The sequence below is a fragment of the Shimia marina genome, assembly GCF_001458175.1.
In the GTDB taxonomy this organism is placed as follows: domain Bacteria; phylum Pseudomonadota; class Alphaproteobacteria; order Rhodobacterales; family Rhodobacteraceae; genus Shimia; species Shimia marina.
In genome coordinates this window covers 209,146-234,606 of the sequence record NZ_CYPW01000027.1, presented here as the reverse complement: position 1 = coordinate 234,606, position 25,461 = coordinate 209,146, and the positions used below count along the sequence as shown (strand labels likewise).

Sequence of the window (25,461 nt, the reverse complement as noted above, 5' to 3'; positions counted from 1 at the left end):
AACGACGCGATACAGACGCAATACCGACATCGCATTTTTCAGGTTAAAATATCGCTGGACAATTCAAACAACGCCCCTGATATTTTGATCAAATTATTGAAATGGTGACACATGACTTCGGCACATAGCGCAACTTTCCGTATCGGCGCGGTGGATCTGAATGGCCAGCTGCGCGGCAAACGCCTGCCTTCAGCACATTTGGGAAAGCTCAAGAAAGGCGGCGCCCGCCTGCCACTCTCTGCACTTAATCTGGACATGTGGGGCTGTGATATTGAAGACAGCCCACTGGTGTTTGAAAGCGGAGATCAGGATGGTGTCCTGCTCCCAACATGTCGGGGCGCAGTGCCAATGCCTTGGCTCGCGACATCTTCGCAACTGGTCTTAATGTGCCTTAACACAGAAGACGGCGCGCCCTTTCTAGGTGACCCGATTCAGGCGCTTGCAGCTGTTTTGGACAGATTTGCACAGCGCGGCTGGAGCGTGGTTGCGGCCACGGAAATGGAGTTCACCTTGGTGGATGACAGCGGCGACGCAATCACCCCACCGCGCCACCCCAGAGACGGCCGTCAGGTCGAAGCTGCAGAAATCCTGAGTGTCGCAGAATTGGATGCGTTTGATGCGTTCTTCACTGATATCTACGATGGCGCAGCGGCCATGGGCATCCCGCTGCAGACCATGACCAGCGAAGGTGGCATTGGACAATTTGAAGTCACTCTGAACCATCAGGATGCCATGAAAGCCGCGCATGATGCTTTGCTGATCAAGTATTTGCTGCGCGCAACGGCCCGCAATCACGGCTTTGCGGCCACCTTCATGGCCAAGCCTTACCTTGATGATGCCGGCAACGGCATGCATGTTCATTTCTCTGTGGTCGATGCAGACGGCAACAATGTGTTTGATGATGGCACCGAGGCAGGCTCAGATCTTTTGCGCTCTGCTGTGGCTGGTTGCCTTGCCGCGATGCAAGCCTCCACTCTGATCTTTGCCCCCAATGGGCCATCTTATGATCGTTTTGCACCCGGGGCCCATGCACCCACGTCTATTTGCTGGGGCTATGAAAACCGCACCGCCGCCATCCGCATTCCCGGCGGCCCCAGCGCCGCACGGCGCATTGAACACCGCGTCGCCGGAGGCGATGTGAACCCATACCTGATGCTCGCAGCCATTCTTGGCGCTGCCATCGAAGGCATTGATGAAGGTCTCACGCCCCCTGCTCCAGCCAAAGGCAGCGCCTATGAGCAAGACCACCCGCAGTTGGCTCAAAGCTGGGAAGATGCCATTGCGCTGTTTGAAGCGGATGCCTTTATCGCGCGCTGCCTGCCCAAGCAGCTGATCGAAAATCTGATCATGACGAAGCGACAAGAGATGCGTAAACTGGCAGCAATTGCACCTGAGGCCCAGTGGAAAACCTACCTCGAACGTGTATGACACGCTTGCGTCAACCCTGTCGCAACGCTACGCTAAATTTGATCAAATTCTGGTGACATATGAAAATCGGCATCCTACTGACCGGCCACGCCCCTGAGGAGCTTAAACCCCACTACGGCGACTATATCGCGATGTTCAAATCCCTTCTCTCAGGACAGGATTTTGAGTTTGACGGCTATAAGGTTGTGGATGGGGAATTTCCAAATTCTGTAACAGACGCAGATGGTTGGTTGATCACTGGGTCAAAACATGGGGTCTATGAAGATCACGACTGGATCCCGCCGCTTGAGGATTTCATCCGCGAGTCAGTGACCATGAACATCCCCATGGTCGGCGTCTGTTTTGGCCATCAAATCATCGCCCAAGCTCTTGGTGGCAAAGTAGAAAAATTTGACGGCGGCTGGGCTGTAGGTCATCAGACCTATGACTTTTCCGGCACCAAACTGGCCATGAACGCCTGGCATCAGGATCAGGTTGTCGAACTTGCTCCAGGTGCCACCACAATTGCATGCAACGACTTCTGTCAACACGCCGCAATCCTCTACGGTGACCGCGCATTGACTGTTCAGGCGCACCCTGAATTTTCAGCTGATTTTGTCGATGGCTTGATCAATACGCGCGGCCGCGGCGTTGTTCCTGACGAGGTTCTGGAAGCCGCCATCGACCAGCTTGATGAGCCGACCGCAAGCCAAACAATTGCAGATCAATTTGCAGATTTCTTCCGTCAAGAGAGGCCCCGATGACCGACTGGCTATCCCAAACCCCCGAAGCTGCCCGCGCCTATCTCGAAGGGCACCGGCTTGACGAAGTCGAATGTATCATTTCAGACCTACCCGGCATCGCCCGTGGCAAGGCCGTTCCTGCCAGCAAATTCGCCCGACAGGAATATTTCCACCTGCCAGATTCGATTTTTTATCAAACGATCACAGGGGATTGGGGAGAAGCAGCCGGCGAGGATGGCTTCATCGAAAAGGATATGATCCTGCGCCCCGACTGGAGCACGGCGACTGCTGCACCTTGGACAGGTGACTGGACGCTTCAGGTCATTCACGACGCTTTTGACACGGACGGCATCCCAGTTCCATTCAGCCCACGCAATGTTCTGAAACGGGTCGTGGATCTCTATCGCGCCAAAGGCTGGGAGCCTGTTGTCGCGCCTGAGATGGAATTCTTCCTCGTGGCCCGCAACACGGACCCGGCACAAGGCATCAAGCCAATGATGGGCCGCTCTGGCCGCCCCGCCGCCGCACGTCAGGCCTACTCCATGACCGCAGTAGATGAGTTTGGTCCAGTCATCGACGACATCTATGATTTTGCCGAGGCGCAGGGATTTGAAATTGACGGCATCACGCAGGAAGGCGGCGCCGGTCAGCTCGAAATCAACATGGTGCATGGCGATCCGGTCAAACTCGCCGATGAGGTGTTCTATTTCAAACGCCTGATCCGCGAAGCTGCCCTGCGTCATGATTGCTATGCCACCTTCATGGCCAAACCCATCGAGAATGAGCCCGGCAGCGCAATGCATATCCATCACTCTGTGATCGATATCGAAACGGGCCAGAACATCTTTTCTGGTCCGCAAGGCGGCGATACGGATGCGTTTTTCCACTTTATCGCAGGCTTGCAAAATCACTTGCCCGCAGCCATCGCTGTGCTGGCACCCTATGTGAACTCATATCGTCGCTACGTGCGCGATCACGCCGCCCCCATCAACTTGGAATGGGCACGTGACAACCGCACCACCGGCATTCGTATTCCTATTTCGTCGCCCCAAGCCCGCCGGGTGGAAAACCGCATCGCGGGCATGGACTGCAACCCCTATCTTGGCATCGCAGCCTCTCTCGCCTGCGGCTATCTTGGCCTCATCGAGCAAGAGCGTCCCGACAAGCAGTTCAAGGGCGACGCCTATGATGGCGAAGAAGCCATTCCCCGCATTCTTGGCGGCGCGCTGGACCTCTTTGATCAAGCAACCTCATTGCATGAAGTCCTTGGGCCTGATTTCTGCCGCGTCTACTCCATTGTAAAGCGCGCCGAATATGAAGAATTCCTATCGGTCATTTCGCCCTGGGAACGGGAACACCTGCTGCTCAACGTGTAAGAGTATCTCTGAGAAAGCGCTCTGATGAACTTGCTATATGCCAATGATAAAAAAGGGCATTACCCTCAAAGCTGGTATGCAGCGACGACACAGCCGCTCTCTAAGTTCTCCGCCTTAACAGCGGATATCCGCGCCGATGTTTGCGTCATCGGTGGGGGCTTCACCGGGCTGTCTGCGGCACTTCACCTTGCGCAAGCTGGTCGCAAGGTGGTGCTTCTAGAGGCGCATCGCGTTGGTTTTGGCGCGTCAGGCCGCAATGGCGGGCAGCTTGGCAGCGGCCAGCGTATGGAGCAGGATGATCTCGAAACACTCATGGGTGCGGATGATGCACGCAAGCTCTGGGATCTTGCGGAAGACGCCAAAGACCGCGTCAAAGCGCTGATCAGCACACACGACATCGCCTGTCATTACAAACCCGGCATTGCGCATGCAGGGTTTACGAAACGGGACGTCGCCGCCGAACACACCTATGTTGAGCACCTGCAAAACCGCTACAACTACGATCAAATCCAGCCGCTTGATCAGGCCCAGATGGCGGCGCTTTGCCCCTCCCCCAAATATGTCGGTGGCTCGCTTGATATGGGCGCAGGGCATTTGCACCCTTTGGCATTTGCTCTGGGTCTGGCCAGGGCAGCGGATGACGCGGGCGCCCTGATATATGAGGCCAGTCAGGTCACGAAAATTGAGGCCGGGTCGCGGGTCGCAATTCAAACCGAAACCGGTAAAGTCACAGCAGATCAGCTGATCTTGGCCTGCAACGGCTATCTCGGCGGGCTTGAACCCAAAGTGGCCAGCCGTGTGATGCCCATCAACAATTTTATCGCCGCCACAGAACCTCTGGGGGCGGACACCGTCAAAGTGCTGACACAGGACGTCGCGGTTGCAGATACCAAATTCGTCGTCAACTACTTCCGCCTCAGCCATGACAACCGGCTATTGTTCGGCGGTGGCGAAAGCTACGGCTATCGGTTTCCCGCTGACATCGCCGCAACCGTGCGCAAACCCATGTTGGAGATTTTCCCGCATCTTAAGGACGTGCGCATCGACTATGCTTGGGGCGGCACACTGGCAATCACCATGAAACGCATGCCCTATCTGCGCCGTCTCCGGCCCAACGTGCTGACGGCATCGGGCTATAGCGGACATGGTGTCGGCACCGCCACACATGCGGGCCAACTCATGGCCATGGCGCTATGTGGTGAAAGCGAAGGCTTTGACACAATGGCGCGCGTGCCAGCAACGCCATTTCCCGGCGGTGCTCGACTGCGCAGCCCTCTCTTGGCTTTGGCCATGACATGGTATGCCATGCGAGATCGCTTGGGAGTCTGAGCGCCCCTTCCCGGCTGAGCATAGTTTCGCCGGTTTTCCCATTCGTCATGAAATTTTCACACCGCGCGCGGTGTTTTAACTGGTTTGCCAACCTTCATTGTTTTATATTTTTGAAAACCCAACTTAAGAAAGTTGAAAACTATGACACTTCCTCCCAATGTTTATGACGCCGAGCCGATCCCGGAAGCTGCGCGCGCCGAGATCGAACGCCTTCTGCAAACCGGGGATCTGTTTCGCTACACAGCGGCTGAAAATGCACCGGTTGCCCTTTTGGAAGCCGAATTTGCGGCCTTGCTGGGCAGCAAATATGCGCTGGCCGTGTCTTCCTGCTCCGCTGCGCTGTTCTTATCGTTGAAGGCTCTCGGCCTGCCGCGCGATGCAAGGGTGCTTTTGCCGGGCTTTACCTTTGCTGCCGTGCCTTCCTCTGTTGTGCACGCCGATCTGGTGCCTGTGCTCTGTGAAGTTGGCGCCAACTATCGCATCGACATCGCAGATTTTGAAAAACGCCTGCAAGACAATATTTCTGCGGTTATCATCAGTCACATGCGCGGCCATACCTCTGATATGGATACGATCATGGCGCTGTGCGAAGCACGTGATATCCCGGTGATTGAAGATGCAGCACATAGCCTTGGCACAACCTGGCATGGCCAGAACATTGGCACCATCGGCAAAGTTGGGTGCTTCTCCTTCCAGTCCTACAAGCTGGTAAACTCTGGTGAAGGGGGCATCATGGTATCGGACGACCCCGATCTGATCGCCCGTGCTGTGATTATGTCTGGCGCCTATGAGCATAATTGGAAAAAGCATAAAGCGCCTGAGGGCGACAACACCGGAGAATTGGCCGAAGCTTTTGCACGGTGGCAAAATAAACTGCCACTCTACAACTTGCGTCTCTCCAACCTCGCGGCGGTGGTCATACGCCCTCAGTTGGGTGAGGTTACTCGCCGTGTGCGGGACGGCCGCACCAACCATGATTATGTTGCAAACCTGCTCAATGCGTCTCAATGGCTGCAAGTGCCTGAAAAGCTCGCCCCAGAAGAGCGCGCGCCGGACTCCATCCAGTTCAATCTGGAAGGCATGGACAACGCACAAATCCTTGCGTTCCAAGAGGCCGCCAACGCACGCGGTGTGAAAGTGCAGGTTTTTGGACAATCCACTGACAATGCGCGTGCCTTCTGGAACTGGCAATTTGTTCCTGAAAAGCAAGAGCTTCCCCAAACCCGCGCCATGCTCATGTGCGCCTGCGACGTGCGGCTGCCTGCACGTCTCACACGTGAGGAACTGAATGTGATTGCAGACGCTCTCACAGGAGCTGCACAGGATGTTATGGGATCATCGCGTGCCTACGGCACCTGATACGACTGCAGACGCTAAATTTGGCTTGCTTTTGCGTATTGGCCCCGGAAGGGCATGTGCAAAAGCACGCCGCCGTCACGTAGCTGAACGCGCCTATTGCAAAACCAGAGGCTGCTGCATCCAAGCCCTAAGGGCCGCTGTAGTTGCCTCCGGTTGCTCCAAGACGGGCAAATGACCCGCCTCTTTGATCACTTCCAGCCGCGCATAGGGAATCAACTCCGCCATAAAGCTGTGGCGCTTGGGCGGCGTTAAACCGTCATACTCACCGCATAAGACAAGCGCAGGGCATTTGCAGCGGCGCAAAACACCCTGCTGATCTGCACGCCGCTGAAGAGCGCGCGCCTGACGGATCAGAACATCAGCCCCCAGATTACGTCCCATATCTTGAACCAGCGCGAGGATCTCATTGCGTTGCAAACCGGGAGCCAGATACTCTGGCCGCATGAAGCCGGCGAGCACCTCATCTAACCGGCCGCTGCGCGCACCAACAATCATAGGTTCGTAAGTCGCCGCACTCGCCGGAGTTTCGGCCAGAGGGTTGGTGTCCATCAAAGCGATACGCGTTATGCGTTCAGGCGCTTTACGCAGAATCTCCATCGCAACAATGCCCCCCATGCTCAAGCCAGCCAAGGCAAACTTTGCAGGCAAGTTTGGCAAAATGGAGGACACGATATCGCTGATACGCTCACCGTGGGTAATGGGGGCCACCATGACAGGATGATCTTTGCCAAGTTCGGTCAACTGATGTGCATAAAGCCGCGCGTCACACATCATACCCGGCAAAAATACAATCGGTTCCTGCATCATGTTTCCCCCACCTACTATCTTCTGTAGCGCACCTTTGACACAGCCATCACTCAGGTCAACCTATGCTGGTGAATAACCCTTCCATCGAAAGCCCCGCTCTGCAGATAACGCAAAGATTGGACTGTAGTCACTTCCCAGACATGGCCGTCAGCACATGAGGCATCTTATTCTATGACCGAAGCAGAAATCACCTCTTCGACCTTCTGCTCAATCAACGCCAGACAATCTTCATCGGAAAATCGATGATCCTTGTTCTTGACCATAAGGAGTTGAATGTCCGCCCCTTCGGCATGGTCCAAAAGACGATAGGCCACTTCGGAGCGCACGGCCTCGTCGGCTGTTCCCTGCAAGAAACGTGTCGGAAATGGCAGCGTCAAAGCCTCCCGCAACAAAAGTCGCTTGCGCCCATCTTCGATCATCCGCTTGGTGACGATATACGGGTCCATGTAATCAGAGGGCAACTCCACCTGCCCATCCTGCTCCAAGGCCGCTTTCTGGGCTTCACTAAACCCGGCCCAATAACTGTCTTCCGTAAAATCAGGCGCGGCGGCAATTGTCACCATGCCCGCGATACGTTCCGGAATGGCTTTGGCCAACAGCAGCGCCTGCCATCCTCCCATTGAAGAGCCGACAACCACCAAAGGCCCCTGTGTTAACGCAGCAACAGCAGCCAATGTATCTTCGTGCCAATCGCCAATGCAGCCCTCTTCAAAACGGCCGCTGCTTTCACCGTGTCCAGAATAGTCAAACCGCAGAAAGGCCTGACCTCGCGCTTTGGCCCATGCCTCCAGGTGCACTGCCTTGGTGCCTTCCATATCGGATTTCAGCCCGCCCAAGAAAACAATGGTCGGACCAGCACTGCCACTTTTGTGATAGGCAATGCGGCGTCCCTGCGGCGTGTCATAGAATTGCGTAACGCTCATGTCGGAATTCTCTCCCTGATTTCCCCGAACCTTAGCCCTCTGTTTGCGCGGGATAAACCCCGCTTGACTTGACTTGGCCTAAGGTTCAGAAAGCGGGCGAACCATATACCCGCAACCGGGCGTTCCGTGGGCGCCAAACTGACGAGGAGCTTGAGGCTGATGGCCGAAATTTCTCTTTCTTTCCCCGATGGCAATGCACGTTCTTACGAGAGCGGCGTGACCCCTGCTGAGGTCGCAGCATCCATTTCCACCTCCCTTGGCAAAAAAGCCATCTCCGCAACCGTGGATGGCCAGCATTGGGACCTGCATTGGCCGATTGATGCGGATGCGTCCATTGCGATCAACACCCTCAAAGACAATGACGCCGAAGCGCTGGAGCTGATCCGGCACGACTGCGCCCACATCATGGCCCGCGCTGTGCAGGAAATCTGGCCAGACGTCAAAGTCACCATCGGCCCGGTGATCGAGCATGGCTGGTACTATGACTTTGACCGCGAAGAACCTTTCACCCCCGAAGATCTCGGTCTCATCGAAAAGAAGATGAAAGAAATCATCAACAAGCGTGAGCCTGTGACCACCGAAGTCTGGGAACGTGACCGGGCGATTGCACACTACAAGGCCAATAATGAGCCTTACAAAGTGGAGCTGATCGACAGCATTCCGGGTGACGAGCCTCTGCGCATGTATTGGCACGGCCACTGGCAGGATCTCTGCCGCGGCCCGCACCTCGCCCACACAGGTCAGGTCCCGGCAGATGGCTTCAAGCTGATGTCCGTGGCAGGCGCCTACTGGCGTGGTGACAGTGATCGCCAGATGCTGCAACGTATCTACGGCCTGGCCTTTAAGAACAAAGAAGACCTCAAAGCCCACCTGCACATGCTGGAAGAGGCCGAAAAACGCGACCACCGCAAACTGGGCCGCGAAATGAACCTGTTCCATATGCAGGAAGAGGCACCCGGACAAATTTTCTGGCATCCAAATGGATGGCGCGTCTACACAACCTTGCAAGACTACATGCGCCGCAAGCAAAGCTCTGGCGGCTACGTCGAAGTCAACACACCGCAGGTGGTGGACCGCAAGCTCTGGGAAGCCTCCGGTCACTGGGACAAGTATCAAGAAAACATGTTCATCGTCGAAGTGGACGAAGACCACGCACGTGAAAAAGCGGTCAACGCGCTTAAGCCCATGAACTGCCCCTGCCACGTGCAGATCTTCAATCAAGGTCTGAAATCGTATCGCGATCTGCCTCTGCGAATGGCCGAATTTGGCTCCTGCGCCCGCTATGAGCCCTCAGGGGCATTGCATGGTATCATGCGTGTGCGTGGCTTTACTCAAGATGACGGCCATATTTTCTGCACCGAAGATCAAATTACGTCTGAGACCAAGAAGTTCATCGACTTCCTTGCAGAAATTTATGGCGATCTTGGCTTTCATGACTGGACCATCAAGCTCTCCACACGCCCCGAAAAGCGTATCGGGTCAGAGGAAAGCTGGGATTACGCAGAAAAAGCACTTGGTGATGCCTGCAACGCGGCTGGTCACGAGTTTGAAATCCTGGAAGGCGAAGGTGCCTTTTATGGTCCAAAACTTGAATTCACTCTGACCGACGCTATCGGGCGGAACTGGCAATGCGGCACACTGCAGGTGGATCCAAACCTGCCGGAACGTCTTGATGCAACCTACATTGGTGCAGATGGCGAAAAACACCGCCCCATTATGCTACACCGCGCGACACTCGGCTCCTTTGAACGTTTCATCGGGATCTTGATCGAAGAACACGCCGGCAAACTGCCGTTCTGGCTGGCTCCGCGTCAGGTGGTCGTCGCCGCCATTGTCTCAGATGCAGATGACTATTGTCTGGAAGTGGTTGAGGCGCTCAAGGCAGCAGGCGTGCGCGCCGAAGCTGACCTGCGCAACGAAAAGATCAACTACAAAGTCCGCGAACACTCTGTCGGCAAAGTGCCTGTGATCCTTGCCATCGGCAAAAAGGAAGTGGAAGAGCGGACAGTTTCCACCCGTCGTCTTGGGGAAAAACAAAGCAAAGTCCAGCCTTTGGACGAAATCGTGAGCCAATTGTCACAAGAGGCAACGCCGCCCGATCTGGCCTAACAGCTTTTGCAACATTTCAGCAGGCGCGTTACGGGAAACCGGGCGCGCCTGTTTCATTTTAAGGGAATTCTAACCTTCCTGCGCTGGAATCTTCACGAAACCGTAACGGCTGCTAACGCATCCGTGACACACAGCCCCGTTACTGGAAGTATGCACAATTGCAGGGCTATTGTTTGGTCATGCCCCGGCGCAAACAGCTTCGCGGCGGGCCGAGTTCAACCGTATCAAAGGGAAGAGATATTATGTCCAAGACTGTCAAAACCATCGCCGTAGCAGGCGCCGTTGCCGCAGCACTGACCGCACATGCCACCACCGCATCTGCAGCAGGCAAAGAAAAATGCTATGGCGTGTCTCTGGCAGGCGCCAACGATTGCGCCGCGGGTCCAGGCACCACCTGCGCCGGCACCTCCACCGTTGACTATCAGGGCAACGCTTGGAAACTGGTTGATGCTGGCACCTGCGTAGACATGGAACTGCCCGCACTGGCAGACGGCACACCCCGCGTCGGCTCCCTGGAAGTGCTGGATCGCGACCTGCCAAAGAGCTAAGCCTATTTTGCGAAGCTCCGGCCCGTTTCGGGGCTTCGCCCTCCTGTCCCCTAAACCGACAGAATTTTGATAGACTGCTGACAGTTCAGATCTCAAACGACTCACAACTGCAGCATAAAGGACCCCCCAAATGGCTCATTCCGCCAAGACAATCTCTGTTCTAGGAGCGATTTCAGCTGCTCTTGCACTTCAGGCAGCACCTGCTGAAGCGGCCAAGAAAGAAAAGTGTTTTGGCATTTCCTTAGCCGGAAAAAATGATTGCGCAGCAGGGCCTGGCACATCTTGTGCAGGCACCTCCACTGTCGACTATCAAGGCGATGCCTGGACATTGGTTGATGAGGGCACCTGCTTGAATTTGGACCTGCCCGATATGGCTGACGGAACGCCGCGCACACCCTCCCTTGAAGCCCTGACCAGAGATTTGCCTGCCTAAAGGTGCTGCCATGTTTGATGCTCAACACTCTCCAGATCACCTGCCAAACCGACCAGGCGTGGGATACAAACCACAACACTATACCAGCCTGATCGAAAATCCTGGCACCGTGGGCTGGCTGGAAATCCACGCAGAAAACTACATGGGAGATGGCGGTCGGCCGATTGCACAACTGCGCCAATTGTCAGAACGCTTTCCAATCTCAGTACATGGCGTCGGACTGTCGATTGGCGGCGAAGGGGCACTTGATGCCGATCACCTCGCCCGCCTCAAACATCTGGTAGATTGGCTGAACCCAACTGTGTTTTCGGAGCATCTTGCATGGAGCACACATGAGGGCGCTTTTCTGAACGATTTGCTGCCCCTGCCCTATACACAAGACACGTTGAACCGTGTGGCGGATCACATTGATCTCCTGCAGGAAACGCTGGGCCGTCAAATGATGCTCGAAAACCCCTCCAGCTATCTGGCGTTTGACGAAAGCACATGGTCAGAGCCGGATTTTCTGCGCGAAGTGTCTAATCGTACGGGCTGTGGTTTGTTGCTGGATGTAAACAACGTTTTTGTCTCCGCCACCAATCTGAACTATGATCCGAAACAATACATCGCCGACTACCCGCTTGAGAAAGTCGGAGAAATTCACCTCGGCGGCCATGATGAAGACGAAGATGATCATGGCAAACCTCTCCTCATCGACAGCCATGGCGCCCCGGTTGTGGATCCGGTTTGGGCTTTGCTGGACCATACGCTGTCCCTGTCCGGCCCCCGCCCTATTCTGATCGAATGGGACACCGATGTACCGGAATGGACTGTTCTGCATGCAGAGGCCCTGCGCGCGGATAAAGCGCTGTCAAAGGTAATGTCATGACAGTCACGCAGACCACATTCCGAGATGCCATCTTTGATGGTGCGCAAGAGCGCCCTCTTGGACTTTCTGATGCCATTGGTCAGCCCGCGGGGCGGCGTTTTGATGTGTATCGCAACAACGTGGCCGTTTCGCTCAGCGAAGCGCTCGCTACAGGCTTTCCAACCATTGCCAAATTGCTTGGCGAGGAAAATTTCAATGCAATTGCGGGCATTTTTCTGCGGCAGTTCCCGCCCACATCTCCCATGATGATGCACTACGGTGCTGACTTCCCAACTTTTCTGGAGAGCTTCGAACCTCTGGCGCATTTGGGCTATCTGGGCGATGTCGCCCGTTTGGAGCTGGGCCTGCGCCGTTCCTATCATGCCGCAGACAGCACCGGTGTGGCCCCGGAAACACTCGCTGAAATTCCACAGGATAAGCTGGTGGACATCACAGCCAATTTCGCCCCAGCCGTCTCCGTGCAACGCTCCTCCTGGCCGATCCACGCCATCTGGGCTTTCAACATGCAGGATGGCCCCAAGCCTGCGGCAGTGGCACAGGATGTGCTGATCCTACGGCCTGAATATGATCCGCTGCCCCATGTGCTGCCACCCGGCGCATATGAATGTGTCACAGCCCTTATGGCGGGTGCCAAGCTTGGCACCGCCGCAGAATTTGGAACCGAGGCCGACGAAGGTTTTGATCTTGGTGCAACTCTGGGCCTTCTGCTGACCGGCAACGCCCTCACATCTTTTGACGTCCCTAGCTGACCGGAGAGTCTCATGACACGCCTTATCTCGCAATACACCGACCTTCTGGATAGGCTGAATCGCCTTGATTGGCTGGTACCGACATTGGCACGCCTGACTTTTGTCGCCGTCCTGTTTTTCTATTTCTGGAACTCAGCCCTGCTCAAAATTGACGGCTCAATCTTCTCCCCTTCGTCTGGAGCCTTCGGACAAATCTTCCCGAAAGCCGCAGAAGCTGTGCTTTGGGATGTAACCCAAATGAGCTTCTTTCAACGGATTGTCATTCTGGCAGGCACCATTGCAGAGTTTGTTTTACCCGTCTTGATCGTCATCGGCCTGCTCACACGGGTCGCCGCTTTCGGGATGATTGGATTTATCATCGTACAAACCATCGTGGATGTGACAGGCCATGGCGTTGCGCTGGGTGGTTTCTTTGACAGCGCTCAAGGCCTGATTGATCAGCGTGCCATGTGGGTGCTGCTCTTCGCGGTACTCGTGTTCAAAGGCGCAGGCCCAATTTCTGTAGACGCCATTTTTGGCAAACGCGCGTCAGAATAAGGAAATCCCGACCCTCCATCAATACGAAAAGCCCGCGCAGATGCGCGGGCTTTTGCGTTTTAGGTCAATTCAGCCTCAATTTCTTTCGTCCAACCTAGGAAAAATTTACCATCTTGCTCAATTAGTGGACGTTTCATCAGTGTCGGATGGCGCATCAAAAGGGAGATTGGGGCCTCTTCGCGCTCATCTTCGCCTAAATTTCGCCAGGTGGTTGATCTTTTATTCACCAATGAGTCTTGAAATTGCTCATATGCGGAATTTAGAATTTCTTCGGGAACACCCGTATTTCGTACATCTACAAAATCCACCTCTCCTAAAGATTTCATAGCCTTACGACAGGTATCGCAGTTCTTTAGACCATAGACGATCGTCATCTTTCTCACTCCTAGTCAGCGCCCTAGACGGCATAGCCGAGTTGATTTTAAATTTCACTGCGGTTTTGCTTGATTTTTGACAAGAGCGTGCAATCCTTTGAAGGGTGCATTGGTTTCAACAATCCGCTTCATGCACGCGGGAAAAGAGATTTTTGTTCCTCCGGGATTTTGTCCCCGGATAGACTAAAATGAATATAGAGGAGAACGGTATGCCACGCGGTACCGTAAAATGGTTTAACACCACCAAAGGCTTTGGATTCATTGAGCCAGAAGAAGGCGGGAAAGATGTATTTGTACATATTTCCGTTGTGGAACGGTCCGGCCTTAAGGGCCTGTCCGACAATCAAAAAGTCGAGTTTGAAATGACCCAAGGGCGAGATGGCCGGGACATGGCCGGCGAACTCAAACTGCTTTGATGGGAATGGGGTGCAATTACGCGCCCCTTTCCTTTTCACACTTGAGAGGCCGTCAGACTAAGGGCAATGCTCAATAGGATTAGGAGCACCCCTTGGCGCCCGGAGGGCAGCTTGAATGACGATACGCTGAACGTCCGGCTCGATTAACATAGGGCTCTGATGTGTTAGCTGTGCCACAGCAAATCACTCCGCCCACTGTAATAGGCTCCAACCCGTATGGGCAGTAGTTTTCCCGTGCGGGATAAGGATGCAACAAAACCCCCTCAGGCTGATTAACAGGGCCAATTTGCGGAGCATTCGAGCTCCAGTTTTGCGCATGGCCCGGTGCAGACAGGGTAACAAGGGCCGTAACGGCCAAAAGAAAAAAGCGCGTCATGAGACATGAGCTCCGGTGATAGCAATAACTTGGTTAATGGAAATCACCCTAGGACCAGCACGCGATGCCTGTCAAATACACGAGTAGAGACAAACCGTTTCTCAACGAATTGTCTCAGCGCCGAATGTACTCGCAGACCTCACACGGTATCTGAGCGCCCTCTAAAGGCCGCCGCGAAATCACATCCCAGTTTTTGGTGTCGAAATCCGGGAAAAATGTATCGGCATCATCCACTTTCATAGCAACTTCCGTGATCAGCAGCCGATGTGCGATATCCAGCATTTCGCGGTAAATCCCCGCCCCTCCAATGCCGTAGATCCGATCATAACCCTGCGCAGTCGCCAGTGCCACCGCATCTGCAACCGATGGCGCGACACATTCTGCAACATCGGGTTGCGACGACACGACGATGTTGAAGCGCTTGGGCAACGGCTTCACCGGCAGGCTATCCCAGGTATTCCGCCCCATAATCAACGCGCCACCAAGGGTTTCGCGCTGAAAAGTCTTCAGATCCTCAGGAATGTGCCAAGGAATATCGCCATCCCGACCAATTGCTCCATTTTCGGCGCGCGCAACAACCAGTGTAATCATGCCTTATACCGCCACCGGGGCCGGTATTCCGGGGTCAGGATCATATCCAACAATCTCAAAATCCTCATAGGTAAAGTCAAAAATCGAAGGCACCTGTCGCTTGATTTTCAACTCTGGCAAAGCCTTTGGGCTGCGTGAAAGCTGGAGCTGCACCTGCTCCATATGGTTGGAGTAGATATGCGCATCCCCGATGGAATGCACGAAATCCCCCACTTCATAGCCGGTGACATGTGCCAACATATGCTGCAAAATCGCATAAGATGCGATGTTGAATGGCACTCCAAGAAACATGTCCGCGGAACGTTGATAAAGCTGCAGGTGCAGCTTGTTGTTCAAAACCCGAACCTGCCACATCGTATGACAAGGCGGTAGCGCCATGTTCGGCACATCCACCGGATTCCAGGCACTCACAATCAGGCGCCGGCTGTCAGGCGTGGTTTTGATCATCTCAACCAGCGTCTCAATTTGGTCAACACCACCAAAGTCGCGCCATTGCTTACCATAGACCGGCCCGAGATCTCCATTTTCATCGGCCCATTCATCCCATATGGTGACCCGATTTTCCTGCAGATACTTGATGTTCGTATCCCCTGCGAGGAACCAAAGCAGCTCGTAAATGATCCCACGCAAGTAGAGCTTCTTGGTGGTCACCAAAGGAAAACCTTCCGAAGATGGATAGCGCGCCTGTAGACCAAAGTAGGAGATCGTCCCAGTGCCCGTACGATCTGTTGATCGTTCTCCGTGCTCCAGAATGGTGCTCAAAGCATCATGATATTGCTGCACTTAGCACCTCTTTCTCAACTGCGCGGCATTTCTTACCTGAACAAATATCAGTCTGCACGACTTATTCCACCATTTCTTGAGGCGATGTCTTCAGCAGCAAAGCCAGAAGACAGCAACAAACACATGCCCCTCTTTCGCAAGCGATCAAATGTTTGCCCCGCACCGAAGGCTCTGGCCAACGTTGGCGCTAACTGGTCTTATGTGGCGAAACGAGTCAAAGGAAACCAACATGCACGTGAAATACCTTCACACAATGGTCCGGGTTGCGGATCTGGAGGCCTCAATGGCGTTTTATGCGCTGTTCGGCCTCAAAGAAATCAAGCGCTATGACAGCGATGAAGGCCGCTTCTCTCTGGTGTATTTGGCCGCAGATGGCGATCACGACGCGCCACTTGAACTCACCTACAACTGGGATGGGGATGAAGGCTTGCCATCTGACAGCCGACACTTCGGTCACCTCGCCTATGAAGTCGGCAACATTTACGAAATGTGTCAGCATCTCGCCGACAACGGGGTTGTTATCAATCGCCCACCGCGCGATGGCCGCATGGCTTTTGTGCGGTCCCCTGACAACATTTCCATCGAGTTGCTGCAACAGGGCGATGCCCTACCTCCCGCTGAACCTTGGGTCAGCATGGAGAGTACCGGTCATTGGTGATGCCTAGCACAAGCTGCCATTGAGCCAGGAGAGCCCCTTGAGGGCTGCGAACTGCGATACAGCGCAAGCTTGCAAGGGTAGTTTCTGTGTTTGCCTCAAAGCAAATTTCACACCCAGAGATGCGTGCGGGGCTTCGGGAACGGCTGAAGCTCTAAAGCTTACAAAACATATAGAATGACAAACGGAAACGGCGCGCCTTGCCCCTTCTGTGGGCGGCGCGCAAAAGCTACGGAATCCCCGTTCTAGGGTGTCCGGGCGACCTTAGTAAATGTATCGGATCTGGTCGGTCCAATAGCGCTCAACACGGCGCAACGCGTGGGTGATCTGCTCAATACCGTCTTCTCCGAGCACACCTTTGGCCTGCAACCCTTCCGCATGGCGCGCAAAGAGGGCGGAAATCACGTCACGGATCTCACGACCGCGATCGGTGAGACGCACGCGTACAGACCGGCGATCAATCTCGCAGCGTTGATGATGCATATAGCCTGCATCCACAAGTTTCTTGAGGTTGTAGCTCACATTAGAGCCCTGATAGTATCCGCGTGTTTTCAGTTCGCCTGCGGTCACTTCATTGTCGCCGATATTGAACAACAGCAGCGCCTGCACTGCGTTGATCTCTATCACACCAACCCGCTCGAACTCATCCTTGATCACATCCAGCAAAAGCCGGTGAAGACGCTCAACAAGCGCCAACGAGTCCAGATAGTCAGCCATGAACGACTGCTCTGTCCCGTTTTCCATTGATGAATGAAAGCTCATTCTTTTACTCCGTCAGCTTATCTAAGGAACAAGACTGACGGAAAAAGCCCAACAATAGGTTAAACCATCCAAAAGACGTCACAAATTCGCGTCAATTTGGCCCGCTGATCGTCGTAGAAATGCGCGAAATCAATCCATCATAGGCATCAGGGGCGGGCTTTTGCCCCGTAACCCATTGATATAAATCCTGATCATTTTCATGCAAAAGAGCATCATACAGATCCAGAGCCTGTGCATCCATTTCTGCAAGGTTTTCATCGGCAAAACGCGCCAGAATGATATCCATTTCTTTTATGCCACGGCGCATCGAACGCATTTTCATCCGCTTGAGACGATTCTCGTAAGTTTCCTGCGGCTGGGACTGGGACAGATCAGACATGTTCAAACCTTTTTGCGCAGCGACTTTTCCAGCCGTGCCAAACGCTCAAGATCGCGCTTCATACTCATGCGAATATTGCGAATTTCCGTCATAATGGCAACCAGACCGGCCTCTGAACTGTCGCTCCCATCGGAAAGGTCAACACCTTCACCATCTCCGGTCAAAAGCCATCCCACAGTAACATTCAAAAGCCCTGCCATCATGGACAACCTGTTGGCGCGCGGCTCGCTCAGGTCTTCTTCCCAAGCTATGATGGTACTTTTCTTGACGCCAAGCCGTTTGGCGAACTCACCGGGCTTGAGCCCGGCTGCTTCCCGTGCCGCCGCAAGGCGATCGCCGAAGGTCGCAACGTCGCCTCCGTACCAATAGTCTTCAGAAAGCGCCTGTTCCGGCATCTCTTCTACTTGATCTTGGGGCATTTTCGGCTCTCCGGCGCTTCTTTCTTGAACGGCATTCCCGCGCACCCTAAGACATGAGAGCACCGATTACAAACGAGGCCCTGATCATGTCTTTCCTGTCTAACACACTTTCCCGCGTGAAGCCCTCTCCAACCATCGCGATGACAGCAAAGACCGCCGAACTGAAGGCGGCCGGGCGTGACGTGATTGGCCTCAGCGCAGGCGAACCGGACTTTGATACGCCGCAGAACATTAAAGACGCTGCCGTTGCGGCAATTGCTGCTGGTAAGACAAAATACACTGCGCCGGACGGTATTCCGGAATTGAAGCAGGCAATCTGCGCAAAACTAAAACGCGATAACGGCTTGGAATACGTACCTGCACAAATCTCGGTTGGTACAGGCGGCAAGCAGACGCTTTACAATGCCCTCATGGCAACGCTGAATGAGGGAGATGAAGTTGTCATCCCTGCGCCCTACTGGGTCAGCTACCCCGATATGGTGCTTCTCGCCGGGGGGACGCCCGTGATTGCAGAAACCTCTTTGCAGACCAACTTCAAGCTGACGGCAGATCAACTTGAAGCAGCCCTCACCCCCAAAACCAAATGGTTCATCTTCAACTCCCCGTCCAATCCAACAGGTACGGGCTACTCACGCGAAGAGCTCAAACAGCTCACCGATGTGCTGATGCGCCACCCTCATGTCTGGATCATGACGGACGATATGTACGAGCATCTCGCTTATGACGGCTTTGAGTTCTGCACACCTGCCGAAATCGAGCCGCGCCTCTACGAGCGCACCCTGACATGCAATGGCGTGTCGAAAGCATATTCGATGACAGGCTGGCGCATTGGCTATGCGGCGGGCCCGGTGGAGCTCATCGCGGCGATGCGCAAAGTGCAGAGCCAAAGTACATCGAATCCTTGTTCAATCAGCCAATGGGCGGCGGTAGAAGCTCTGAACGGGACACAAGACTTTCTGGCCCCCAACAATGAGACGTTCAAGCGGCGGCGTAACCTCGTCGTTGACATGCTCGGCGCAATAGACGGGATTTCCTGCCCCACACCAGAGGGCGCTTTTTACGTGTATCCCTCTATTGCGGGTTTGATCGGGAAGAAAACACCCAAAGGCACTGTGATCGACAGTGACGAAGCCTTTGCCAATGCCCTGCTCGAAGAGGCTGATGTGGCCGTTGTGTTCGGGGCAGCCTTCGGCCTTTCTCCGAACTTCCGAGTAAGCTACGCTACATCAGACGAAGCACTCAAAACTGCCTGCGAACGCATTCAGGATTTCTGTGCATCCCTAACCTAATACCGGACCATGAGGACTTCATCATGAGTGGCGACCTGCCAGATTACTACTTCCGGATACGGGAAAATGGCGCAATGGTGTTTCGCGTTGACACCCAAAATCGCCATCGTCGTATTGAGATGGATCAGATCGCCGTGGTGAACGTCAAAAATGGTGACGTAAAACCGCAAGGGGATCGCAAACTCTCGGCAGAAGACCAGACGGCAATTCAGGAGTGGATGGAGGAGCGGCGCGCCTTGCTTGCGCGCCGTGACATTGACGATATTCTGCGCACGGTGGATCACCTCAATCTGACGGCGCAATGGGCACAGTCCAAGGCAACGCCTGAGCAGCTTGAAGACGTCACCGATGCCCTTTTACTGACGATGCACGATCTCAGATCCGTATTGGTCCGAAAGAAGGCCGATCGGCTTCTGAAGGGAAAATAGCGCGCACTTTTCGTCGCAGTCTTAGCCGCTTTTTCCTTCGGCAAAGCGTTTGCGCAAACGGCTCAGATCCGTGATCCAGAACCGTGCCATCAACAAAATGGCCGCCGCAGTCAGACCGACCACAAGCCCCAGCCAGACCCCCTGCCCGCCTAGGCCAACCACAAAGCCGAGCACATAGGCACAAGGCACGCCGATGATCCAGTAGCTCACCGCAGCAATCACCATCGGACCACGTGTGTCCTGCACCCCCCGCAACAACCCCAAGGCCATGACCTGCGCGCCATCAACCACCTGAAACAGGGCCGCAGTATAAAGCAGCCCGACACCAATCGCGAGAATGGCCTCCCGCTGTGTTTCTTCAGGATCGATGAACAACCCCAGCAGTTGTTCTGGAAACAGCAGGAATAGCGTCACAGCGATAAATGCGATCGAAAGTGACATGACGATCGCAACCCACGCGCCACGCGCCATATGATCAGCATCTTTTCGTCCCAGCGCATTCCCGGCCCGCACAGTTGCCGCATTGGACAAACCGAGATGTACCATGAAGGCCAGGCTGGCCAATTGGAGGGCAATGCCATGTGCCGCCAGAGGAATGGTGCCCAGCCACCCCATCATCAAAGACGAGGCCGCAAACAAGCCCACCTCCGCCAAATTGGTCAAACCAATCGGCAGACCAAGGCGAAACACCTGCGCAAAGACTTCCCAATCAGGACGCCAGATCCGTGCAAACAGCACATGTTGAGGCAAGGCGCGCACCGCGTAAAGGATCACACCTGCCAGCGACACAAACTGCACAATTATGGAGGCAATCGCCGCACCGCGCACGCCCATTTCAGGCAGTCCCCAATTGCCAAAGATCAAACCGTAATTGACAACAACATTCACAGGCACAGCAGCAAGTGTGACCCAGAACACCACGCTGGTATGCTCAAGCGCAGCCAAATAGGACTTCAACACCATCACCAAAAGCGCCGGGATCAGACCCAGCCCAGCGATACGCAAATAAGCCTGTGCAAGCTCGGCCACTTCCGGTTCTTGTTGTAGCCCAAGGAGGATCGGTTGTGACAAGAAGAAAAGGGGTTGCACTATCACGCCGAAGATCAACGACAGCCAAAGCCCCATGCGCGTCACCCGACGCAAAGCCTGCTCATCACCTTCAGCATCCGCTTCCGCAACCAAAGGCATCACAGCAATTGCAAAGCCAGACCCAAGGATAAAGATCACAAAGAAAAATGTGCTGCCCAGCACAACCGCAGCCAGAGACTCAACCGAATACCAGCCCAACATGATTGTGTCCGTCAGCCCGATGGCAAACTGAGCAACATGCCCACCAATCAAGGGCAGTCCGAGACGCAGCAAGGCCCGTACATGATCTGCGGTGGGCATCGGCGTCGGCTTGAAGTTCTGTACTGGCGTGTTCATACGTCAGCCTTATGCCTGTTATTTGAACAGAGCAAGAGAGCTGTTGAACATGTTCAATGTCATCAAATGTATCGACTGGCCATCACGTCATGCGCCAACGCGGCTTAAATCACCGAACATTGCCAGACAGCCAAAGCTTTAAAGCTTTGGCTGCCTTTGCGTAATCAAACCAATCAGCGAACTTTTCTGCTGTCTGGATGCAATGCAGAGCCCAGAATGTGCTCTGACTGGTGAATCACATGGCTAGCCGTATTTACAATCAAAGGATCCGCAGGCTGTGCGACATCAAGATCCTTGCCCGGATAGTCCAATGTGCTCAAGAAATGGCGCATACAGTTCAAACGCGCGCGCTTCTTATCGTTGGATTTGATCACGGTCCAAGGCGCATCCGCTGTGTCTGTATAGAAGAACATCGCCTCTTTGGCTTCGGTGTAGTCACCCCACTTTGAGAGCGACGCCTTATCAATGGGGCTCAGTTTCCACTGCTTCAAAGGATCGGTCTCACGGGATTTGAACCGGCGTGCTTGCTCGTCTTGCGTGACCGAGAACCAATATTTGTAAAGACGGATCCCAGAGCGCACCAGCATCCGCTCAAGCTCAGGTGTCTGGCGCATAAACTCCAGATATTCGCCAGGTTCACAGAACCCCATGACCCGCTCAACACCGGCGCGATTGTACCAGCTGCGGTCATACAGGACCATTTCGCCAGCCGTCGGCAGGTGATCAATATAGCGCTGGAAGTACCATTGGCCACGCTCTTCATCGGTTGGCTTGTTCAACGCAACAACCCGTGCATTACGAGGATTCAAATGCTCGGTAAAACGCTTGATCGTTCCACCTTTACCGGCCGCGTCGCGCCCCTCAAAAAGCATGACAAACTTCTGACCAGTCTCCTGAGCCCACAACTGTACCTTGAGCAGTTCGGCCTGCAACTTGGCCTTTTCCGCTTCATAGGCACGGCGCGACAGTTTCTTTGCATAGGGATACTCGCCCTTCTCAAAAGAGCGACGCAGCTCCTCAGCCGTCACATTGCGAGGAGAGGCCGGCGCACTGTCTTTGACAGCTGTATCTACGGTGCCCTGTACCTCCGCTGTGGTCTCAACTTTCTGCTCCATCATCGCGGCTTCGGTAGGTGTGGTCATATGCGTCTCCTGATTACAACGGTGTTTGACCTGCACGTAACACCACCGCCCACAACGCACCTTGATACACGTCAAGAAACTGTCACATTCCATACACCTTTTACGCGACCGCTTTCTGAAATTGCACGAGCACCGCCACGGCGCACCACATCTATACTGCCCATACGCGCGACAGCGCATCTGGCCTCAGCCAAAGGCTCGCATATGCTTTCCCCCCTTCCCCCTCACGCGACGCCCTGACATAATGCCCCCCAAGCAACACCAACAAGAGCAGCCCGCGAATGCCCAACGACCTTCTGGCCGAAACCCAGCCGACCGATTACGACGCCTCTTCCATTGAAGTCCTTGAGGGGCTGGAACCTGTCCGAAAACGTCCGGGCATGTATATCGGCGGCACCGATGAGCGCGCGCTGCACCACATGGTCGCTGAGATCCTCGACAACTCGATGGACGAGGCCGTGGCAGGCCACGCCAATCGCATCGAGGTCGAGCTGCATGAGGACTATTCCCTGACGGTGCGCGACAACGGGCGTGGCATCCCAGTGGATCCCCACCCCAAGTTCCCAGACAAATCGGCTCTGGAGGTCATTCTCTGCACCCTGCACGCGGGCGGCAAGTTCTCTGGCAAAGCCTATCAGACCTCGGGCGGTCTGCATGGCGTGGGTGCCTCCGTGGTGAATGCGCTCTCGGACTTAATGGTTGTGCAGGTTGCGCGCAACAAAGAGCTCTATGAGCAGCGTTTCTCTCGTGGCATTCCGCAGGGCAAAGTCGAGAAAGTCGGCGCAGCGCCCAACCGCCGTGGCACAACCGTGACTTTTCACGCGGATGAGCAGATCTTTGGCTCCCACCGTTTCAAACCTGCCCGTCTTTTCAAGTCGATACGCTCCAAAGCTTATCTCTTCTCGGGCGTTGAAATCCGTTGGAAAACCCACATTGACGATGGCGAAACCCCAACAGAGGCCACCTTCCACTTCCCCGGCGGTCTGGCGGATTATCTCAAAGAAACCATGGACAAGGCGACCACCTACGCCGAACAGCCTTTTGCGGGCACCGTGGATTTTCAGGAGCGCTTCAACACGCCGGGCAAGGTCGAATGGGCCATCAACTGGACCCCGTCCCGCGACGGCTTCATCCAGTCTTACTGTAACACCGTCCCCACGCCAGAAGGCGGCACCCATGTGTCGGGCTTCTGGGCCGCCGTGCTCAAAGGCATCAAGGCTTACGGCGAGCTGGTGAACAACAAGAAAGCCGCCCAGATCACCCGCGACGATCTGATCACCGGCGGCTGCGCGCTGGTCTCTTGCTTCATCAGCGAACCCGAATTTGTCGGCCAGACCAAAGACCGCCTCGCCACAGTGGAGGCCCAGCGTCTGGTGGAAAACGCCGTGCGCGACCACTTTGACAACTGGCTGGCCGCCGACACCAAATCCGCCGGCGCGATCCTCGACTTCCTCGTGCTGCGCGCCGAAGAGCGCCTGCGCCGCCGTCAGGAGAAAGAAACCGCCCGCAAAACCGCCACCAAGAAGCTGCGCCTGCCCGGCAAGCTGGTGGATTGTTCTGCCACCAACCGCGAAGGCACCGAGCTTTTCATCGTCGAGGGGGACTCCGCGGGTGGCTCTGCCAAAATGGCACGCGATCGCAAGAAACAGGCGCTCTTGCCCCTGCGCGGTAAGATCCTCAACGTGCTTGGCGCGGCCAGCTCCAAGATTGGCACCAATCAGGAAATCAACGACCTGACCCAGGCGCTTGGCGTCGGGCTTGGCACCAAATTCAACGTCGACGATCTGCGTTATGACAAGATCATCATCATGACCGACGCGGATGTGGACGGCGCCCACATCGCCGCGCTGCTAATGACCTTCTTCTACACCCAGATGCGCCCAATGATCGACGCGGGCCACCTCTACATGGCCTGCCCCCCGCTCTTCCGCCTCACCCAGGGCGCAAAACGTGTCTACTGTGTGGATGAGGCCGAGAAAAACGAGTGGCTGGAAAAGGGCCTCGGCGGCAAAGGCAAAATCGACGTGAGCCGCTTCAAAGGTCTGGGCGAGATGGATGCCAAAGACCTCAAAGAGACCACGATGGATCCAAATTCCCGCAAACTGATCCGCGTGACAATTGACGAGGACGAACCCGGCGAAACCGACGCGCTGGTGGGAGATCTGATGGGCAAAAAGCCCGAAAAACGCTTCCAGTACATTCAGGAAAATGCCCGATTTGTGGAGGAGTTGGATGTGTAAATGGCCAGAACGAAAATGGGAACCAGCCTACTCAGGGCACTGCCTCCCGTAGGGTGCGCATTCACTGCGCACCATCCTTTCAACGCCACACGCCACTGATCCCCCCGACAACGGTGCGCATAAATGCGCACCCTACGGCCTACTTAGTGACAATGATACGGCTGCTTACCTGCATGACAGCACTGACCGGGCGGGGAACTTTTGCGGCATCCGCCTCCATGCTGCACCGCACCATCTGTTGTCATTGAAACAATCATCTTGGGCGTCAAAGCATCACTGGGCCCTGTTGTCGCAAGGATCGCTGCGACCACGATAGTCAAAGTCTTCACGTTAATCTTCCTTAAGTTAAAAGTTCACAACTTAAAGACGATACCCCACACGCTCACAAGTCAGGAAAATCTCACTATGACATCGTGCAGTGTGGCCTCCCCTGCCTCACTCCGCTCATGCGTCGGATCCAGATCCTCGGCCTCTGCCTGACACACTCCGCGCGCTCCACCCACAACGGTGCGCCTAAATGCGCACCCTACGGCTTGCTCCTGCGCCGCCTCACTGCCAAACTCCGCCCATGCGTCTGATCCTCCTCTTCGTCCTTCTGCTGCCCTCCTCGGCCCTCGCCCAAGCACGTGCGGACAGTGAACGCTATCAAAACAACCATCTCTCCCATCCTGCGTCTCCCAAACGCCAGACGCCGGACCTGCATCAATGGCCGCAAGATCAACCGCGCACCGAGATCTTCTGTGATCAATACGCCCGCGCGGCCTCCGGTATGCGCGGCACAGAGCAAGGCAGCCGTACCGGCACCACCCTTGGCGAGGGGCTTGGCTACATTGGCACAAGAGATCGCAAACAGGCCGAGGCCTTTGGCATGATCGGCGCCGCCATCGGCTCAGAAGCTGGCGCAGCGCAGGATCAGCACTTTTATGACTATCACTTCGGCGAGTGCATGGCGGGGGAACGGCTGGCGCCCACACCGCGATAAGGCGCAGCCCTG

Annotated in this window: 27 protein-coding genes; 17 read left to right on the top strand and 10 right to left on the bottom strand. The window is 55.1% G+C overall.

From position 1 onward, the window contains the following. Positions 1-111: 111 nt before the first annotated feature. The 5 genes from SHM7688_RS13855 to SHM7688_RS13835 all read left to right on the top strand — a co-directional run bounded on the left by SHM7688_RS13855 (position 112) and on the right by SHM7688_RS13835 (position 6,214). Entirely contained in the window at positions 112-1,428 is a 1,317-nt protein-coding gene (locus SHM7688_RS13855) for a glutamine synthetase family protein (protein WP_058240532.1), read from the top strand. Between the two features lie 59 nt (positions 1,429-1,487). Further along, a complete protein-coding gene (locus SHM7688_RS13850; RefSeq protein WP_058240531.1) occupies positions 1,488-2,171 on the top strand; it encodes a type 1 glutamine amidotransferase in 684 nt (227 codons plus the stop codon). Then, positions 2,168-3,526 carry a glutamine synthetase family protein gene (locus SHM7688_RS13845; RefSeq protein ID WP_058240530.1) on the top strand — a complete coding sequence of 453 codons (1,359 nt, stop codon included), beginning with the start codon at positions 2,168-2,170 and terminating at the stop codon, positions 3,524-3,526. Before SHM7688_RS13850 ends, SHM7688_RS13845 begins: the two co-directional genes overlap by 4 nt. 24 nt (positions 3,527-3,550) lie before the next feature. After that, positions 3,551-4,855: an NAD(P)/FAD-dependent oxidoreductase gene (locus tag SHM7688_RS13840; protein ID WP_058240529.1), complete on the top strand. Its 1,305-nt coding sequence runs from the start codon at positions 3,551-3,553 to the stop codon at positions 4,853-4,855. Between the two features lie 141 nt (positions 4,856-4,996). Next, positions 4,997-6,214, top strand: a complete 1,218-nt coding sequence (locus SHM7688_RS13835) for a DegT/DnrJ/EryC1/StrS family aminotransferase (protein ID WP_058240528.1) — start codon at positions 4,997-4,999, stop codon at positions 6,212-6,214. Positions 6,215-6,307: 93 nt separating this feature from the next. Here SHM7688_RS13835 and SHM7688_RS13830 read toward each other — a convergent pair whose 3' ends face one another. Next, positions 6,308-7,021 (bottom strand): alpha/beta fold hydrolase, encoded by a 714-nt coding sequence (locus SHM7688_RS13830; protein WP_058240527.1) that lies wholly within the window; start codon positions 7,019-7,021, stop codon positions 6,308-6,310. A gap of 164 nt (positions 7,022-7,185) precedes the next feature. Beyond that, entirely contained in the window at positions 7,186-7,944 is a 759-nt protein-coding gene (locus SHM7688_RS13825) for an alpha/beta fold hydrolase (RefSeq protein ID WP_058240526.1), read from the bottom strand. A 159-nt stretch (positions 7,945-8,103) separates the two neighbouring features. On the opposite strand from SHM7688_RS13825, the gene thrS reads away from it, so the two are divergent. From thrS to SHM7688_RS13795, 6 genes are all read left to right on the top strand, one after another. Continuing rightward, entirely contained in the window at positions 8,104-10,053 is a 1,950-nt protein-coding gene (gene thrS, locus SHM7688_RS13820) for a threonine--tRNA ligase (RefSeq protein WP_058240525.1), read from the top strand. 242 nt (positions 10,054-10,295) lie between these two features. Next, the gene (locus tag SHM7688_RS13815) at positions 10,296-10,601 is read left to right on the top strand and encodes a BufA1 family periplasmic bufferin-type metallophore (RefSeq protein ID WP_058240524.1); all 306 of its coding nucleotides are present in this window, start codon (positions 10,296-10,298) and stop codon (positions 10,599-10,601) included. Between the two features lie 130 nt (positions 10,602-10,731). Further along, a complete protein-coding gene (locus SHM7688_RS13810) occupies positions 10,732-11,034 on the top strand; it encodes a BufA1 family periplasmic bufferin-type metallophore (protein ID WP_058240523.1) in 303 nt (100 codons plus the stop codon). 10 nt (positions 11,035-11,044) lie between these two features. Then, positions 11,045-11,902, top strand: coding sequence for an MNIO family bufferin maturase (gene bufB, locus SHM7688_RS13805; RefSeq protein ID WP_058240522.1), 858 nt, complete (start codon positions 11,045-11,047; stop codon positions 11,900-11,902). Further along, positions 11,899-12,651 (top strand): HvfC/BufC N-terminal domain-containing protein, encoded by a 753-nt coding sequence (locus SHM7688_RS13800; RefSeq protein WP_058240521.1) that lies wholly within the window; start codon positions 11,899-11,901, stop codon positions 12,649-12,651. Before bufB ends, SHM7688_RS13800 begins: the two co-directional genes overlap by 4 nt. Before the next feature lie 12 nt (positions 12,652-12,663). After that, positions 12,664-13,188 (top strand): DoxX family protein, encoded by a 525-nt coding sequence (locus SHM7688_RS13795; protein WP_058240520.1) that lies wholly within the window; start codon positions 12,664-12,666, stop codon positions 13,186-13,188. 59 nt (positions 13,189-13,247) lie between these two features. On the opposite strand, the gene SHM7688_RS13790 is transcribed toward SHM7688_RS13795, so the two are convergent. Further along, entirely contained in the window at positions 13,248-13,562 is a 315-nt protein-coding gene (locus tag SHM7688_RS13790; RefSeq protein WP_058240519.1) for an ArsC/Spx/MgsR family protein, read from the bottom strand. A 209-nt stretch (positions 13,563-13,771) separates the two neighbouring features. Between SHM7688_RS13790 and SHM7688_RS13785 the strand changes: the two genes are divergently transcribed. Continuing rightward, positions 13,772-13,978 (top strand): cold-shock protein, encoded by a 207-nt coding sequence (locus SHM7688_RS13785; RefSeq protein WP_058240518.1) that lies wholly within the window; start codon positions 13,772-13,774, stop codon positions 13,976-13,978. A 490-nt stretch (positions 13,979-14,468) separates the two neighbouring features. Here SHM7688_RS13785 and SHM7688_RS13780 read toward each other — a convergent pair whose 3' ends face one another. After that, complete coding sequence (locus tag SHM7688_RS13780) at positions 14,469-14,945, bottom strand: dihydrofolate reductase (RefSeq protein WP_058240517.1); 477 nt, start codon at positions 14,943-14,945, stop codon at positions 14,469-14,471. A 3-nt stretch (positions 14,946-14,948) separates the two neighbouring features. Continuing rightward, complete coding sequence (locus tag SHM7688_RS13775; protein WP_058240516.1) at positions 14,949-15,728, bottom strand: thymidylate synthase; 780 nt, start codon at positions 15,726-15,728, stop codon at positions 14,949-14,951. Positions 15,729-15,957: 229 nt separating this feature from the next. On the opposite strand from SHM7688_RS13775, the gene SHM7688_RS13770 reads away from it, so the two are divergent. Beyond that, positions 15,958-16,386 carry a VOC family protein gene (locus SHM7688_RS13770; RefSeq protein WP_058240515.1) on the top strand — a complete coding sequence of 143 codons (429 nt, stop codon included), beginning with the start codon at positions 15,958-15,960 and terminating at the stop codon, positions 16,384-16,386. A 261-nt stretch (positions 16,387-16,647) separates the two neighbouring features. Here SHM7688_RS13770 and SHM7688_RS13765 read toward each other — a convergent pair whose 3' ends face one another. From SHM7688_RS13765 to SHM7688_RS13755, 3 genes are all read right to left on the bottom strand, one after another. Beyond that, complete coding sequence (locus SHM7688_RS13765) at positions 16,648-17,145, bottom strand: MarR family winged helix-turn-helix transcriptional regulator (protein WP_188128099.1); 498 nt, start codon at positions 17,143-17,145, stop codon at positions 16,648-16,650. 91 nt (positions 17,146-17,236) lie between these two features. Next, positions 17,237-17,524 (bottom strand): FAD assembly factor SdhE, encoded by a 288-nt coding sequence (locus SHM7688_RS13760; protein WP_058240513.1) that lies wholly within the window; start codon positions 17,522-17,524, stop codon positions 17,237-17,239. Positions 17,525-17,526: 2 nt separating this feature from the next. Continuing rightward, positions 17,527-17,943 (bottom strand): helix-turn-helix domain-containing protein, encoded by a 417-nt coding sequence (locus SHM7688_RS13755; protein WP_223229193.1) that lies wholly within the window; start codon positions 17,941-17,943, stop codon positions 17,527-17,529. A gap of 86 nt (positions 17,944-18,029) precedes the next feature. On the opposite strand from SHM7688_RS13755, the gene SHM7688_RS13750 reads away from it, so the two are divergent. Together SHM7688_RS13750 and SHM7688_RS13745 are read left to right on the top strand one after the other, a co-directional pair. Continuing rightward, positions 18,030-19,232 carry a pyridoxal phosphate-dependent aminotransferase gene (locus SHM7688_RS13750; protein ID WP_058240512.1) on the top strand — a complete coding sequence of 401 codons (1,203 nt, stop codon included), beginning with the start codon at positions 18,030-18,032 and terminating at the stop codon, positions 19,230-19,232. 23 nt (positions 19,233-19,255) lie between these two features. Next, complete coding sequence (locus SHM7688_RS13745) at positions 19,256-19,660, top strand: hypothetical protein (protein WP_058240511.1); 405 nt, start codon at positions 19,256-19,258, stop codon at positions 19,658-19,660. Positions 19,661-19,681: 21 nt separating this feature from the next. Here the strand turns inward: SHM7688_RS13745 and SHM7688_RS13740 are convergent, their stop codons facing one another. Continuing rightward, on the bottom strand, positions 19,682-21,085 hold the full coding sequence (locus SHM7688_RS13740; RefSeq protein WP_223229194.1) for an MATE family efflux transporter: 1,404 nt from the start codon (positions 21,083-21,085) through the stop codon (positions 19,682-19,684). A 173-nt stretch (positions 21,086-21,258) separates the two neighbouring features. Then, the gene (gene ppk2, locus SHM7688_RS13735) at positions 21,259-22,227 is read right to left on the bottom strand and encodes a polyphosphate kinase 2 (RefSeq protein WP_223229195.1); all 969 of its coding nucleotides are present in this window, start codon (positions 22,225-22,227) and stop codon (positions 21,259-21,261) included. A gap of 281 nt (positions 22,228-22,508) precedes the next feature. Between ppk2 and parE the strand changes: the two genes are divergently transcribed. Beyond that, positions 22,509-24,467, top strand: a complete 1,959-nt coding sequence (gene parE, locus SHM7688_RS13730; RefSeq protein WP_058240509.1) for a DNA topoisomerase IV subunit B — start codon at positions 22,509-22,511, stop codon at positions 24,465-24,467. A gap of 568 nt (positions 24,468-25,035) precedes the next feature. Beyond that, entirely contained in the window at positions 25,036-25,449 is a 414-nt protein-coding gene (locus tag SHM7688_RS13725) for a hypothetical protein (RefSeq protein WP_058240508.1), read from the top strand. Positions 25,450-25,461: the final 12 nt, after the last annotated feature.

Coding starts and splice junctions, on each gene's coding strand:
- SHM7688_RS13855 (WP_058240532.1), top strand. CDS start 112: ATGACTTCGGCACATAGCGCAACTTTCCGTATCGGCGCGGTGGATCTG.
- SHM7688_RS13850 (WP_058240531.1), top strand. CDS start 1,488: ATGAAAATCGGCATCCTACTGACCGGCCACGCCCCTGAGGAGCTTAAA.
- SHM7688_RS13845 (WP_058240530.1), top strand. CDS start 2,168: ATGACCGACTGGCTATCCCAAACCCCCGAAGCTGCCCGCGCCTATCTC.
- SHM7688_RS13840 (WP_058240529.1), top strand. CDS start 3,551: ATGAACTTGCTATATGCCAATGATAAAAAAGGGCATTACCCTCAAAGC.
- SHM7688_RS13835 (WP_058240528.1), top strand. CDS start 4,997: ATGACACTTCCTCCCAATGTTTATGACGCCGAGCCGATCCCGGAAGCT.
- SHM7688_RS13830 (WP_058240527.1), bottom strand. CDS start 7,021: ATGATGCAGGAACCGATTGTATTTTTGCCGGGTATGATGTGTGACGCG.
- SHM7688_RS13825 (WP_058240526.1), bottom strand. CDS start 7,944: ATGAGCGTTACGCAATTCTATGACACGCCGCAGGGACGCCGCATTGCC.
- thrS (WP_058240525.1), top strand. CDS start 8,104: ATGGCCGAAATTTCTCTTTCTTTCCCCGATGGCAATGCACGTTCTTAC.
- SHM7688_RS13815 (WP_058240524.1), top strand. CDS start 10,296: ATGTCCAAGACTGTCAAAACCATCGCCGTAGCAGGCGCCGTTGCCGCA.
- SHM7688_RS13810 (WP_058240523.1), top strand. CDS start 10,732: ATGGCTCATTCCGCCAAGACAATCTCTGTTCTAGGAGCGATTTCAGCT.
- bufB (WP_058240522.1), top strand. CDS start 11,045: ATGTTTGATGCTCAACACTCTCCAGATCACCTGCCAAACCGACCAGGC.
- SHM7688_RS13800 (WP_058240521.1), top strand. CDS start 11,899: ATGACAGTCACGCAGACCACATTCCGAGATGCCATCTTTGATGGTGCG.
- SHM7688_RS13795 (WP_058240520.1), top strand. CDS start 12,664: ATGACACGCCTTATCTCGCAATACACCGACCTTCTGGATAGGCTGAAT.
- SHM7688_RS13790 (WP_058240519.1), bottom strand. CDS start 13,562: ATGACGATCGTCTATGGTCTAAAGAACTGCGATACCTGTCGTAAGGCT.
- SHM7688_RS13785 (WP_058240518.1), top strand. CDS start 13,772: ATGCCACGCGGTACCGTAAAATGGTTTAACACCACCAAAGGCTTTGGA.
- SHM7688_RS13780 (WP_058240517.1), bottom strand. CDS start 14,945: ATGATTACACTGGTTGTTGCGCGCGCCGAAAATGGAGCAATTGGTCGG.
- SHM7688_RS13770 (WP_058240515.1), top strand. CDS start 15,958: ATGCACGTGAAATACCTTCACACAATGGTCCGGGTTGCGGATCTGGAG.
- SHM7688_RS13765 (WP_188128099.1), bottom strand. CDS start 17,145: ATGAGCTTTCATTCATCAATGGAAAACGGGACAGAGCAGTCGTTCATG.
- SHM7688_RS13760 (WP_058240513.1), bottom strand. CDS start 17,524: ATGTCTGATCTGTCCCAGTCCCAGCCGCAGGAAACTTACGAGAATCGT.
- SHM7688_RS13755 (WP_223229193.1), bottom strand. CDS start 17,943: ATGCCCCAAGATCAAGTAGAAGAGATGCCGGAACAGGCGCTTTCTGAA.
- SHM7688_RS13750 (WP_058240512.1), top strand. CDS start 18,030: ATGTCTTTCCTGTCTAACACACTTTCCCGCGTGAAGCCCTCTCCAACC.
- SHM7688_RS13745 (WP_058240511.1), top strand. CDS start 19,256: ATGAGTGGCGACCTGCCAGATTACTACTTCCGGATACGGGAAAATGGC.
- SHM7688_RS13740 (WP_223229194.1), bottom strand. CDS start 21,085: ATGAACACGCCAGTACAGAACTTCAAGCCGACGCCGATGCCCACCGCA.
- ppk2 (WP_223229195.1), bottom strand. CDS start 22,227: ATGACCACACCTACCGAAGCCGCGATGATGGAGCAGAAAGTTGAGACC.
- parE (WP_058240509.1), top strand. CDS start 22,509: ATGCCCAACGACCTTCTGGCCGAAACCCAGCCGACCGATTACGACGCC.
- SHM7688_RS13725 (WP_058240508.1), top strand. CDS start 25,036: ATGCGTCTGATCCTCCTCTTCGTCCTTCTGCTGCCCTCCTCGGCCCTC.